This window comes from Actinocrinis sp., assembly GCF_035653575.1.
Classification (GTDB): Bacteria; Actinomycetota; Actinomycetes; order Streptomycetales; family Catenulisporaceae; genus Actinocrinis.
Genome location: NZ_DASRBQ010000045.1, coordinates 1 through 12821, shown reverse-complemented (window position 1 = coordinate 12821; position 12821 = coordinate 1). Strand labels below are relative to the sequence as shown.

The following is a 12821-nucleotide window of genomic DNA, read 5'->3' as shown; positions in this document are numbered from 1 at the left end:
CAGCAGGTGCTGGTGAGCACGCAGTATGACGTGGTCGCGGTGCACCTGGAGACCGAGGATCCGGACGGACTCCAGGTGAATCTGAGCCTTGCGACGCCGCAGCACCGGGCCGAGGTGCGTGCCGTGCCGGATGACGAGGACGGCGACGGAGCGTCGCTGGCGCTGCTGCTCGCCGCGCCGCGCCACGTCGTGCCCTGGCCGCGCACCGATGGGGTCGTCGATGAGGACGACGATCGGCAATCGATCCGTGCTGCCGCGCTCTTGCGGGTCGAGGCCGAGGGCCACGTGATCCCGAGTATTGATATTGGGGAGGGACAGCCGCGGATCGCGGTGCGAGGTGCGCGTGCGGTGACGGCGTACGTCGCGATCCGCACGGGCTTCGCGGGCTGGGAGACCGCGCCGACGCGCGACAGTGAGCAGTGTTTGGTGGAGGCGGCCCAGGACGTGCAGGGCGCCCGCGCGGATGGTTGGGAGAAGATCCGGGCCGCGCACGTGGCCGAACATCGTGCCCTGATGGACCGGGTCGTCCTTGACCTTCCGGGCGATGTACCGGATCTGCCGACCGACGAGCGGCTCGCCCGGCGGGCGGCAGGTGAGAGGGACGAGCACCTTTCAGTACTCGCATTCGCGCTCGGCCGGTACCTTCTGCTCGCCTCCTCGCGTCCCGGCACGCAGGCCGCGACCTTGCAGGGCGTCTGGAACGCCGAACTGACGCCGCCGTGGAACTGCGAGTACACGGTCAACATCAACGCGCAGATGAACTACTGGCCCGCGGAGACCGCCGCGCTGCCGGAATGCCACGAGCCGCTGCTGCGCCTGGTCGCGGACTTGTCGGAGGCCGGGCGTCCGGTCGCGCGGAAGATCTACGGCGCGCGCGGCTGGACCTGCCACCACAACACCGACCTGTGGCGGCTCGCCGTGCCGGTCGGCGGCGGTCAGGGCGACCCGATGTGGTCGCAGTGGCCGATGGCGGGAGCCTGGCTCTGCACGCACCTGGCCGAGCGCTGGCGCTTCGGCCGCGACCTGGCCTTCCTGGCCGCGGTCGCGCTGCCGGTCGCGCTGGACGCCGCGCGTTTCGTGCTGGACCTGCTCGTCGAGGACGGCGAGGGGCGCCTTGTGACGTCCCCCTCCACCAGTCCGGAGAACCAGTTCGCCACCCCGGAGGGTCCGGCGAGCGTGGATCAGGGGTGCGCGATGGACCTGACCCTGGCCCGCGAGCTGTTCGGCTTCGTGCTGGAGGGCGCCGAGGAGGTGCTGGCGGTCGGGGTGCCGCTGACGGAGCAGGACACCGCGACGATCGCCGAGGTGCGGTCGGCGTTGGGACGGCTGGCCCCGCTGCGGGTCGGTTCGCGCGGCCAGCTGCTGGAATGGTCGGCCGAGCGCACGGAGGTGGACCCGCATCACCGGCACGTGTCGCACCTCGTCGGCCTGTTCCCCGGCAGCGTCGTCGCGGCGGATCCGGTCCTGCGGGAGGCGGCCCGGCGTTCGCTGGAGGAGCGCGGCGACGCGGGCACCGGTTGGTCGCTCGCGTGGAAGGTCGCGCTGTGGGCGCGACTCGGCGACGGTGACGCGGCACACCGGCTGCTCGACCGGTACCTGCACCCGATCCTGCCCCAGAGGCCTGATTCAGGTGTCGAAGGCGAGAGCGGGGCCGAGAACACGAAGGAGAATGAGAACGACGGGGGCGCGTGGTCCGGCGGTGGCGTGTACCGCTCGCTGCTGTGCGCCCATCCGCCGTTCCAGATCGACGGCAACTTCGGCGTGACGGCCGCGATCGCGGAACTGCTCGTGCAAAGCCACGCGGTCGAGGGCGGCGTCCCGATCATCGAGCTGCTGCCCGCCCTCCCACCGCAGTGGCCGGACGGCCGCGTAACCGGCCTGCGCGCCCGCGGCGCGGTGACCATCGCCGAGCTGACCTGGTCTCAGGGAACGCCGACGGCTGTCGTGCTCGAGGCACAGGCCGGCACTCGGGTCGAGCTGCGCTGGCGAAACCAGGCGGGTGAGTCGCGAACCCGGCTGCTGGACTTGACGGCCGGGCAGCGCGTCACAGTGATCTGATCCACATTTGTCCACCGCCGGTACCGGACGCGTTGGCGAGTGTGTCATGTCCAGGCAAACTCGGCGCCCGGGCGGCGGGCTTCAGACAGAATCGGGCTTCATGAAGAGCGACAGTATGTACTACGCCGATCCGCAACTGGCCGCGGCGCGGCGGCTGCAGCGCGCCGGGGACTGGGACGGCGCGCTGCGGCTGACGCCGCAGAGCGAGGACGGCGCGGTGCTGCGCGCGGAGATCATGGTGGACCGGCACACCTGGTGCCTCGACGCGGCCGACGAGGCGCGCGGCGCGATCGCGCGGATCGCCGGGCCGGCGCCGGCCACCGCCGCGTTCCTGATCGCCGTGCTCGAATACTGGCGGCAACTGACCAAGTCGAGCGACCCGTTCTTCGGGCCGGACCCGGTCGCGGAGTTCGAACGGCTGGACGGGCAGATCGCGCCGGGCTGGGCGGCGTTCTGGCTCGGGGTGTCCCTGGAGAACCTGCGCCACGACCGGGACGGCGCGCAGGCGGTCTACCGTCGCGCGCTGGCGACCGCGCTGGAGGAGGGCGATCCGCTGCTGGAGTCGTACGTGGTACGGCATCAGGGCTTTTACCTGCTGGAGCGGGACCGCGACGCCGGGCTCGACCTGCTGCGCCGTTCGCTGCACCTGCGGGCCGCCTGTGGCGCGCGTCCGCACGTGGCCGCGGCTCAGGCGGCGCTGGCCGAGGCGCTGGGCGTGGGACCGGAATCGGTGCTGCTGCGGCGCATGGTGGCGCACAGCGCGCAGGAGTTGAACCTGGCCTGGCTCAAGGATGAAGGGGAGGGCCTGGCCGGGCCGGACGAGCGCTGAGCCGGCCGCAGACCGCGTCCGCGGCGCTCGGGCAGGAGTCCAGCGCCGCCCGGTCGACCGAGTACAGCACGTTGGTCCCGTCCCGGCGGCGCAGCACGAGCCGCATGTCGGCGAGGATCTTGAGGTGATGCGAGACCGTGGGCTGACCCACCTCCGCGTGCTCGACGATCTCGCCCACGCTCAGCGGACCGTGCGCCGCGGCGAGCAGGTTGAGGATCTGCACGCGGGTCGGGTCGGAAAGGGCCTTGAACCACGCCGCGTAGGTCACGGCGGTGCTCCGGTCGATCAAGGCGCTGCGGCTGAGGGAAACAGGCATCGGATAGTGGCTTTCGGCGTCGCACGAAACGGAGGGTTCCGGAAGGGACGAGCTCGTCGCACCGTCGACGGATCCGGACACCGCACGCGCCGGAACCGCCGTGACTGCCGCCGACCGCACTCGGCTGCAAACCGACTGTAGTGGATTGGGGACGCAGCGCGTGCGCATATCGGCCATCCGACTCAGAGGTCTGACGAATTCGCCGGCGAGACCTGCGCGCCACGTCAAGGGTGCCCTGTTTCAGTCCATATAGCCCACTTCGCTTGACGATCCCGGTGGATGATTGGTTGGGGCGTGGGCGCTGTGACCGGGACCGGCTGGGTGGCTCACGCGCCGCGCGCCGGTCAGCCGGTCGCCGCTAGCCGTTGCGATTGCCGCCGGTGTGCGCTGCGGAACGCGGAGGGACGCGCGCCGTGCGACGTCGCCCGGTGCGCCTTGTCGGCTGCCGCGATCGCCTCGCGCACAGCGTCGTCGAGGGTTGACGGCGGGCAGACGACCCTGGCGTTGAGCGTGGCGTATCCATACTCGACCGGCCGCGCGGGTGCCCGGTCGGCCAGCGGCGGCGCGCCGGTGTCCGTCACGCTGAGCTTGGCCAGGCCTGCCGGGGTGCGCACCGCGAGCTTGATGTGACCGATGTAGTAGCCCGCCGCCGCACTCCAGTCGGACAGGTTCCGCAGCACCGTCCGGCCCCAGGCCAGCGCGTCGAAGGCCGGTCCGGCCGCGGTGACCCGGAAGGCCTCGTTGAGCCAGGCGACCTGCGACTCGGCGTCGGCGTACCGGGTGAAGTCGAGCTTCGGCTCCCCGCGCGCCGCGCGCACGTCAGCGTGCGCGCTCAGGCCGGCAGGTACGCCGGGCCCGTTGCTCTGGTGCTCGTTCGCGGCGGGGTTCGGCCGCGTCCAGAACCGCACGAGCGCTTCGAGCCCTGCGCCGGTGGTGGCGCTGTATGGCAGCACGACAGATGTCGGATAGTCGGCGGCGAGCCTGGCCTCGAGCTTCGCGGTGCGCTCGTCGCCGATCAAGTCGGTCTTGTTGATCGCCAGCAGTTCGGCCTCGACGAGCTGGCGGCCGAACAGGTAGCCGAGGTCCGGCTCCGGTTCGCAGCGCTCCGCGGCCCTCGTGAAGGCGGCCAGCCGCAGCGGATCGACGACCGCGGTGAGCGGGGCGACGGTCACCTGGTCGCGATACCGGTCGCGCAGCGGGCGCACCACGGTGTTGCGCAGGTCGGCGCAGCTGCCTGACGCCTCGACGAGCACCACGTCGGCCTTCTTGGCCGCGTCGGCGTCGGCGAGCAGCGCGGCGAGGTCGGGCAGGCGACGGCACAGACAGCCGCCGGCCAGCTCCGCGACCTCGTCGAGGCCGCCGCGGGCGAGATTGGTGTCGACCAGGCCGGCGCCCGGGTCGTTGGTGACGACGGCGACCCGTCGACCGGTGCGCTGCATGGCGATCGCCGCCGAGATCAGCGTCGTGGTCTTGCCGGAGCCCAGGAAGCCGGAAAGCGGTACCAGGGTGATCACGGGCGGGTCGGTCCCTTCGTGTGGGCGTCGGCCGTGCTCGCGGGTCCGCCTCGGTTCGGCGGCCCGTTCTTCCTCGGCCGGTGGCCGCGGTGCATTCGTGATCCCCGTAGTACGCCACCCGCCCGAAGCGCCGCGCTGATTCTGAGCGGCCGCCGGACCGCGACCCCGGGGTCGCGGCGCCGCGGCGAACCACGCTCATGAGAGCACTGGCACACCGGGTGGACGGGAACACCATGGCGCAGTCAATCGACGCGTGTCAATAATCCGCGCGGCCGGAATGCGAGGGCTGATAAAGAACCCTGATACCCGTCGCGGCGGTCCGTTCATGGGCTTGACGTCCAGTGGATCACGCAAAGCCCTGCCGCGCTCGCCGCGCCACCTGCCGATCTGTCAGCTCGCGGGACGACGGCGCGGTAGGTCTGGCTTCACCAGCGTGTGGGCTACGGCTTCCAGTCCGGCGAGCGTCCGAGCAGCGCGAGGACTCGGCCGAACAGATCCGTGCCGCCGCCGACGCGCACTGCGGGCCGGAACGGCGCACCGGGCTGCTCCCGCGCCGGGCCGTCCGGTATCGCCAGCGAGATGACGAGCGCCGCTTCCAGCACTTCGTCGTCAAAGGACACGGGCAGATCGAGCGCCCTGGCTACATCCCAGCCGTGCGCGACGCTGTCGACCAGGTGGAAGCCGACCGCGGTCTGCGCGGGGTAGAACCCGCCGCCGCGTATCTCCGCCAACCACAGCTCGCGCTGCTCGAAGCCGGGCACCGCGAACGCCTCGGCGAGTTGCGTGGCGCTCTCGGCGTGCCGCCCGCTCGGGTCGTCGGTTATCGGAACCGGCGCGAAGGCCTCCACGCCGTTGCGCTCCCCGCGCGCGGCCGCGGCGAAGCCGAGGTTCTGGCCGATCATGTGCGCGATCAGCTGGCCGAGGTCCCACTCGGCGCACGGAGTGGGCAGCCCCAGGCGGTCCGGCGTGACCTCGTTGACGACGTCCACGCTGACCTGCAACGCCCGCCGATGCAACACTCGTAGGTCAGTCATGATCGAGACACTACCCGCGACCACCGACAGTGCGCAGTAGTGCGCAGTCTCGAGCGAGCGGCGCGAAATCTCGATTGACCGGTACCGGGCCCGACAACAGGATGGCCCGGTGACCCTACGCATTCAGTGCATAGATATCGACTGCCTGGACCCCTTCGCCGTCGCGGCCTTCTGGCAGGAAGCGCTCGGCTGGCGTCGTACGCATGAGGAGCCCGACGAGATCGTGCTGGAGCCGCCGGCCGGCAGCCCGCAGGACGGCGTCGCGCCGGATCTGCTTTTCCTGCGGGTGCCCGACCCCACGCCCGGCAAGAACCGCCTTCACCTCGACCTGCGGCCGGAGGATCAGGACGCCGAAGTGGCCCGGTTGATCTCGTTGGGCGCGCAGCGGGTCTCAGTCGGACAGGGCGACAAGGTCAGCTGGGTCGTGATGGCCGACCCCGAGGGCAACGAGTTCTGCGTTCTGCGGCCGCTGCCGCCCGAGCAGCAGGCGTAGCCGCGATCGATCCGCTGCCCGGCCGCCCCGGCCGGCATCACTTCGCGTCCGCGTAGCAGTCGACGATCGCGGTGGCCAGCGGAAAGCGCACCGGGGTCGGGCCGAACACGACGCGGCGGGCCTCGTCACCGGCCTCGGCCACCGCGCGGGCCGCTTGTTCGGCGAGCGCGGCCGGCGTATGCACGACCACCTCGTCGTGGACGAAGAAGACAAGATGCGGCGCCTCGGCGAACAGGGCCGCCGCGCGATCGGCCGCCACCGCGCGGCGGTCCGCGCGCGGGAGGGACTGCTCGGCGAGTTCGGAAAGCCTGCGCCGCAGCACCGCGAGCCACACCAGCGCCCAGTCCGCGGCGCTGGCCTGGATCACGAAGTTCCTGGTGAACCGCCCGCGGCTGCGCGCGGCCTGCCCAGATCTGCGCGCCGGGTCACCGCCCTCGCCGCTCTCCTCCGCGCCGTCGGCGAACGGGTCCGCCGCGCCGCTCGGATCCTGCCCGGCGTCGATGCCGCTCGCTGCGGCCGCGCCTTCGCCTTCCGCGCTGCCCGGCAGGCCGGTGACCAGACTTCGCCAGCGCGAGGAGGGCGGCGGGCAGGCCCGGCCGAGCCGCGAGTAGACGACACCACCGCGCTCCCCCGTCCTCGCCGCTTCCTCGACGTAGGCCATCGCGAGCGGGAAGCGCTTGCGCAGCACGGCGAGCAGCGGTCCGATGCCGCCGCTGGTCTGCCCGTACATCGCGCCGAGCAGCGCGAGCTTCGCGGCCGCGCGGTCGCCGTCGAAGGCCTCCGCGGCGAGCGCGGCGTACAGGTCGCCCGCTGCGGCGGCGCGGGCCAGTCCCCCGTCTCCGGAGACGGCGGCGAGCACCCGCGGCTCGAGTTGTCCCGCGTCGGCGACCACCAGGGACCAGCCCTCGTCAGCGACGACCGCCCGGCGCATGATCCGCGGGATCTGCAACGCGCCGCTGTTGCGAGTGGCCCAGCGTCCGGACACCACTCCCCCGACGACGTACTCGGGCCGATACCTGCCGCCTTTGACCCAGGCGTCCTGCCAGGCCCAGCCGTGGGCTGCGTGCAGCCGGGACAGTTCCTTGTACTCCAGGAGCAGCTCGATGCCGGGATGCTCGATGCGGCGCAATTCCCAGGCGCGTGTGGACTGCACGGAGAACCCGGCGTGCCTCAGGGCTCGAAGCACTTGGTTAGGGGAATCAGGGTTGAACCGGCCGGGCGCGTACCCGAAGGCGGCGCCGACCCGGGTGCCAAGGTCGGCCAGCTTGGCCGGGAGCGCATCGCCGAACGGCCGCGGCCCGAGCAGTTCGGTGAGCACGGCGTCGTGCGCCTCAACGCGCCAGGGCACTCCGCTGGCCGCGATCTCGGCGGCGACCAAGCCACCGGCGGACTCGGCGGCGACGAGAGTGGAGAGCGCGGAAGGGCCAGACGGCGCGGAAGGGCCAGACGGCGCGGAAGGAGCGGACGGCGAAGCCGACACGGCGGCTGAGGCCGAGCCACCGGGGTGCACTGCGCCTACCGCGCCGTCGGTTGGAACAACGGGTACGGCGGGAGCGCCACCGCGACGCCCTCGCGCTCGACCGTGCGCGCTATCCCGACCCGCAGTGGTTCTCGCGGCGATGCGGCGTAGCTGGTCGGCGTGCACCTCGACCAGCATCTCCAACTCCCGCAACGGATCGGGCTGCGTTCCGCTCGCGGCGGCGAACAGGCCCGGCCCGAACAGCGCCGTCTGCTCCTCGGGGCCGATCGGCTTCGGATCGTCCGGGACCGGCAAACCGTGCAGCCGCGCCCACGCCGCAGCGAGGGAGCGCGGCTCGCCGAAACGACCCACGAGGCCGAGCAACAGCGCCTCGGTCAATGCGATGTCGTGGCAGCGCTCGACGCGAACCCCGGCGCGTAACAGGCGCGGATAATCCGTCTCCGTCGCCGCCCACACCCAGCGCGGCGCGTCTGCGCGCTCACGCTCTGCGACCAGCGCGGGCAAGTCCTCGGCTCGCTGCGGCGGATGCGCGGGCACGCCGTCGTCGGCCAAGACCTGAATCCACCCGGACAGTCCGGGATCTCCTGGCTCGGCGGCGTCCATGGTCAGCGCGATCCGCATGTTTCCATCATCGCGCCGGGCACCGACAGCATCGCGGCCCCGAACGCGGCCCCGAACCACTTCCACTCGCCGCGTGCGCCGGCCGGGCAGCGTGCCGCGTCCGCTCTCCGAGACGGCGGTTTTGCCGCCGCGCCAGATCGGCGATCATGCCAGCAGGCACGCGTCGCCGAGCGTCCGAAACTTATGTGGCAGGAGTGAGCGACAGCGGGGCGTGTAATATCGGCTTCTTACTCAAGAGCCCGTTGCCGGGCGGCGGGCGAGCACGAGCAGAACTGGGGAGATCGCCCGATGACTCCGGCGGCCACACCACCCTCCGAGCCGGCTGTTACCGCGCTCGGCACCGTCCTGCGCCGGCTGCGGCGCGGCCGCGGCTTGGCTCAACGCGATCTGCTCCAGCCGCTGCACCTCGGTTCGCACAGCGCGATCGTCGACTACGAAGCCGGACGCCGGATCCCTCCCGAAGCGGTCATCGAGGCCTACGAGCGTTTCTTCAACCTCGCTCCGGGAACGCTCGCACGGATGCGGGAGCAGGCCCTGGCCGAGCGGGCCGCCTGGGAGGCAAGTCAGGCGCTCCTGGAGCAGGCTGCGGCGAAGGCAGCGCCCACGGGCATGCCACACGCCGCCGCGGAGCCCGGGTTGAGTGCGGGCCTCTCGTCAGATCAGCCTGCTGCGACAGCCACGCCATCGGGTCAGGCCGCGCTGGTCGGCCGACCGGCGGACGTCGCGAGCCTCAGCCCACCGCCCCCGCGTCAGCTGCCCGCCTCGATCGAGCACTTCACCGGCCGCTCGGGGGAACTGGTGCGGCTGGACCGGCTGCTGCGCGAGAGCGACATCGCCGTCCCGGTCGTGATCAGCGCGGTCAACGGCATGGGCGGCATCGGCAAGACCACCCTGGCCGTGCACTGGGCGCACCAGGCGCGCGACAGCTTTCCCGACGGCGAGCTCTACATAGACCTGCAGGGCTTCCATCCCTCCGGCCATCCCGTCTCCCCTGAGGACGCCATCGGTCGCTTCCTTACCGCGCTCGGCGTGCCGGAGGACCGGATGCCGGCCTCGCTCGATGCGCGCACGGTGCTGTACCGCACGCTGATGACGGATCGCAGGATGCTGGTGCTGCTGGACAATGCGCGCGACACCGAGCAGATAAGGCCGCTGCTTCCGGCGTCTCCGCATTGCCGAGTGCTGATCACCAGCCGTTCCCGTCTTTCCGGCCTGGCCGTGCGTGAGGGCGTGCAGCGGATCTCTTTGGAGACGCTGGCTCTGCGTGATGCGATCCGGCTGCTGCGTCGGACCATCGGCGCGCGTGCAGTCGCCGAACCGGGCGCTACCGCAGCCTTGGCCGAACTGTGCGCGCGTCACCCGCTGTCGCTGCGTATCGCGGCCGAGCGGATCGCCGGCGACGAGACGATGACCGTCACGGACGCGGTCGCAGCGCTGAGCGTCGCTTCGAATCGGCTCAGCGAGCTGGCGGTCGAGGACGACGAGACGGCCGCGATCCGCACCGTGTTCGGCTGGTCGTATCAGACGCTTCCCTCAGCCGCGCAACGGTTGTTCCGGCTGCTGGGCTTGCATGACGGCCCGGATCTGCCGCTGGCGGCGTGCGCGTCGCTGTGCGGCCTGGGTGAGGAGGAGTGCACGGCCGCGCTCGCCAGGCTGACCGACTCGAATCTGGCCGAGGAGCACACGCCGGGTCGCTTCCGCCTGCACGATCTGCTGCGGCTGTTCGCCCACGAGCGCGCGCTGGTCGAGGACTCGGCGCAGGAACGCGCGACCGCGATCACCGGGCTGGTCGACTGGTACCTGCACAGCGCGTGCATCGCGCGCGTCACGCTCGACCCGCACCTGCCGCCGCTCGAACCGCCGCCGGCCCGCCTCGTCATGCCCGCGCAGCGGTTCGCCGACGAGCAGGCCGCGCTGGCCTGGTGCGAGCTGGAGCGGCAGAACCTCACCGCGGTCTCCCTCCAGGCCCAGCAGTTCGACCTGTTCGAGCAGGGCTGGAAGCTGCCGACGGCGATGTTCCCGTTCTTCGACCGGCGCAACCACTACGGGGACTGGATCGCGACCCACAAGTCGGCCGCCGAGTGCGCGCACCGGCTGGGCGATCTCGAGGCCGAGGGCAAGGTGCTCTGCAACCTCGGCAGCGCGTACCGGCCGATGCGGCGCTTCGACGAGGCGGTCGAGTTCTACGAGCGGGCGATCGTGCTCATGCGGGAGGCCGGTTGGCGCACCGGAGAGGCCAAGGTGCTCGGCAACCTCGCCGCGACGCACGCCGACGCCGACCGCATTCAGGAGTCGATCACGGTCGGGCTCCAGTCGCTCGCCCTGTTCGAGGAGCTCGACGACGCCTGGGGGCAGGCGCTGTGCCTGTCGAACCTGGGCAACTCTTACGCGCGGCTCGGCCAGTTCGACGAGGCGCTGCGCTCGCAGACCACCGCTCTCGAAGTGTTCCGCGAGCTGAAGGACCAGCGCGGCATCTCGCGCGCGGTCAACGGGATCGGCACGGCGCTGGCCAGGCTGGGCCGGCCGCAGGAGGCGCTGGGGTACGTCGCCGAGTCGGTGCGGGGCTTCGCCGAGACCGGTGACGTGCACGAAGAGGCCAACGCGCTGCGTGACCTCGCCGAGGTCTACCTGGACCTGGGGCAGCCGCAAGAGGCCGCGGCCAGGCTGCGCGAAGCGAGCCGGCTGTTCGAAGCGCTCGGCGAACACTGGATGGTCGCCGAGCTCAACACCGCGCTGGCCGGGCTGACGCAGCACTAGGCGCTGTTTGGAAAGCGGCCCCAGGCCAGACTTTCCAAACCGGGCCCAGGTAGGCGTCGCCGATGCCCCCTGCTGCACCGGCGGCGCCACCCCCGTCGGACGAGCCTGTGCAGGATCATCGCCGACGTCGCAGCGTATGAGGCCGATCCGGACCAAACGCCGACCAAATGCGGACCATAGGTCAGGCGGGCGGGGGCATTGGCGAAATCGATAACATGTGACATTGTACTGGCGTGGCCCGCAACGCGATCTGTGACGCCGTGATCATCGGCGCCGGCATGGTCGGCGCGGCCTGCGCGTACTACGCCGCGCGGGCCGGACTGGACGTGATCGTGGTGGACCGCGGCCCGGTGGCCGGCGGCACGACGGGGGCCGGTGAAGGCAACATCCTGGTCTCGGACAAGCCTCCGGGCCCGGAACTAGACCTGGCCCTGCTCTCCGCACGGCTGTGGCGGGAACTGGCGGCCGAACCCTTCGCCCCGGCCATCGAGTACGAGCCGAAAGGCGGGCTCGTCGTCGCGCAGGACGAGAAGAGCCTTGACGCGCTGACCTCCTTCGCCGATGCGCAGCGCCGGTGCGGCGTCGAGGCGGAGCCGATCGCGGCGGACGGCCTCGGTGAGCTGGAACCGCATCTCGCCTCGGGGCTGGCCGGCGGCGTGCTCTACCCGCAGGACGCACAGGTTCAGCCGGCGCTCGCGGCCGCGCATCTGATTCGGGCGGCGAGCGGTGCGGGGGCACGGTTGCGCACGCGTGAGACCGTCACGCATCTGCTTCACACGCCCGGCGGTGCGGTACGCGGCGTCAAGACCAGCCGCGGTGAGATCCACGCGCCAGCGGTCGTTAACGCGGCCGGAGTGTGGGGCGCAGAAGTCGCAGCCCTCGCGCCGGTCACCTTGCCGGTCCTGCCGCGCCGAGGGTTCATCCTCGTGACCGAGCCCTTGCCGCGAATCGTCCGGCACAAGGTCTACGCGGCCGACTACGTCGCAGACGTCGCCAGCGATTCGGCGGCGCTGCAAACCTCGCCCGTCGTCGAGGGCACCTCGTCAGGGCCGGTCCTGATCGGCGCGAGCCGCGAGCGCGTGGGTTTCGACCGCGAGGTCTCGCTGCCGGTGCTGCGGCGGCTCGCGGCGCAGGCGATCGCGCTGTTTCCGATCCTGGCGTCGGCGAACGTGATGCGCGCGTACGTCGGATTCCGTCCGTATCTGCCGGACCATCTGCCGGCGATCGGCCCGGATCCGCGTGCGCCAGGGCTCGTACACGCCTGCGGTCACGAGGGAGCCGGGATCGGCTTGGCTCCGGCGACCGGGCAGCTCGTCGCGCAGGTGCTGGCCGGTTCGACCCCGGCGCTGGACCTGACGCCGTTCCGGCCCGACCGCTTCGCGGGGGCGGCGGCGAGCGTGGAGGCGCAAGCATGCTGATTCGGCGCCGAAGTGCGGGGACGGATACGCCGCGCACGCCGCAGCAGCTGGTCGCGGCGCGGCCGGAACCCGCGTTCGCGCTGCGCGTCGACGGCCGGGAGATCGAGGCGCTGCCGGGCCAGACGATCGCCGCGGCGCTGTGGCAAGCCGGGATCGTGGCGTGGCGGCGGACACGCACCGAAGGTGAGCCGCGCGGCGTGTTCTGCGGCATCGGGGTCTGCTTCGACTGCCTGGCGACGGTGAACGGCCGGCCGAATCAGCGCGCGTGCCTGGTCCCGGCGAAGCCGGGCGACGTGGTCAC

At 71.8% G+C, this 12821-nt stretch carries 10 protein-coding genes; 6 read left to right on the top strand and 4 right to left on the bottom strand.

What is annotated here, in order from left to right:
* Both VFA06_RS06980 and VFA06_RS06975 read left to right on the top strand, forming a co-directional pair.
* Positions 1-2058, top strand: a 2058-nt coding sequence (locus tag VFA06_RS06980; protein WP_324839605.1) for a glycosyl hydrolase family 95 catalytic domain-containing protein, incomplete at its 5' end; no start/stop codon positions are given.
* Positions 2059-2158: 100 nt separating this feature from the next.
* On the top strand, positions 2159-2887 hold the full coding sequence (locus VFA06_RS06975) for a hypothetical protein (protein WP_324839604.1): 729 nt from the start codon (positions 2159-2161) through the stop codon (positions 2885-2887).
* Here the strand turns inward: VFA06_RS06975 and VFA06_RS06970 are convergent.
* The 3 genes from VFA06_RS06970 to VFA06_RS06960 all read right to left on the bottom strand — a co-directional run bounded on the left by VFA06_RS06970 (position 2844) and on the right by VFA06_RS06960 (position 5751).
* Positions 2844-3155: a metalloregulator ArsR/SmtB family transcription factor gene (locus tag VFA06_RS06970; RefSeq protein WP_324839603.1), complete on the bottom strand. Its 312-nt coding sequence runs from the start codon at positions 3153-3155 to the stop codon at positions 2844-2846. The genes VFA06_RS06975 and VFA06_RS06970 overlap by 44 nt on opposite strands.
* A 392-nt stretch (positions 3156-3547) precedes the next feature.
* Positions 3548-4717, bottom strand: coding sequence for a GTP-binding protein (locus VFA06_RS06965; protein WP_324839602.1), 1170 nt, complete (start codon positions 4715-4717; stop codon positions 3548-3550).
* Between the two features lie 440 nt (positions 4718-5157).
* Positions 5158-5751, bottom strand: coding sequence for a TIGR03086 family metal-binding protein (locus VFA06_RS06960; protein ID WP_324839601.1), 594 nt, complete (start codon positions 5749-5751; stop codon positions 5158-5160).
* A gap of 109 nt (positions 5752-5860) precedes the next feature.
* On the opposite strand from VFA06_RS06960, the gene VFA06_RS06955 reads away from it, so the two are divergent.
* Entirely contained in the window at positions 5861-6244 is a 384-nt protein-coding gene (locus tag VFA06_RS06955) for a VOC family protein (RefSeq protein ID WP_324839600.1), read from the top strand.
* Between the two features lie 37 nt (positions 6245-6281).
* Here the strand turns inward: VFA06_RS06955 and VFA06_RS06950 are convergent, their stop codons facing one another.
* On the bottom strand, positions 6282-8345 hold the full coding sequence (locus VFA06_RS06950; protein WP_324839599.1) for a bifunctional 3'-5' exonuclease/DNA polymerase: 2064 nt from the start codon (positions 8343-8345) through the stop codon (positions 6282-6284).
* Between the two features lie 288 nt (positions 8346-8633).
* On the opposite strand from VFA06_RS06950, the gene VFA06_RS06945 reads away from it, so the two are divergent.
* The 3 genes from VFA06_RS06945 to VFA06_RS06935 all read left to right on the top strand — a co-directional run.
* Positions 8634-11102 carry an ATP-binding protein gene (locus tag VFA06_RS06945; RefSeq protein WP_324839598.1) on the top strand — a complete coding sequence of 823 codons (2469 nt, stop codon included), beginning with the start codon at positions 8634-8636 and terminating at the stop codon, positions 11100-11102.
* Positions 11103-11335: 233 nt separating this feature from the next.
* Positions 11336-12520 (top strand): FAD-dependent oxidoreductase, encoded by a 1185-nt coding sequence (locus tag VFA06_RS06940; RefSeq protein ID WP_324839597.1) that lies wholly within the window; start codon positions 11336-11338, stop codon positions 12518-12520.
* The coding region (locus tag VFA06_RS06935; protein WP_324839596.1) for a (2Fe-2S)-binding protein at positions 12514-12821 on the top strand (308 nt) is incomplete at its 3' end. The genes VFA06_RS06940 and VFA06_RS06935, both read left to right, overlap by 7 nt.

What these genes read in the sequence shown, in the direction of transcription:
- VFA06_RS06945 (WP_324839598.1), top strand. Translation starts at nt 8,634, where the DNA reads ATGACTCCGGCGGCCACACCACCCTCCGAGCCGGCTGTTACCGCGCTC.
- VFA06_RS06975 (WP_324839604.1), top strand. Translation starts at nt 2,159, where the DNA reads ATGAAGAGCGACAGTATGTACTACGCCGATCCGCAACTGGCCGCGGCG.
- VFA06_RS06950 (WP_324839599.1), bottom strand. Translation starts at nt 8,345, where the DNA reads ATGCGGATCGCGCTGACCATGGACGCCGCCGAGCCAGGAGATCCCGGA.
- VFA06_RS06960 (WP_324839601.1), bottom strand. Translation starts at nt 5,751, where the DNA reads ATGACTGACCTACGAGTGTTGCATCGGCGGGCGTTGCAGGTCAGCGTG.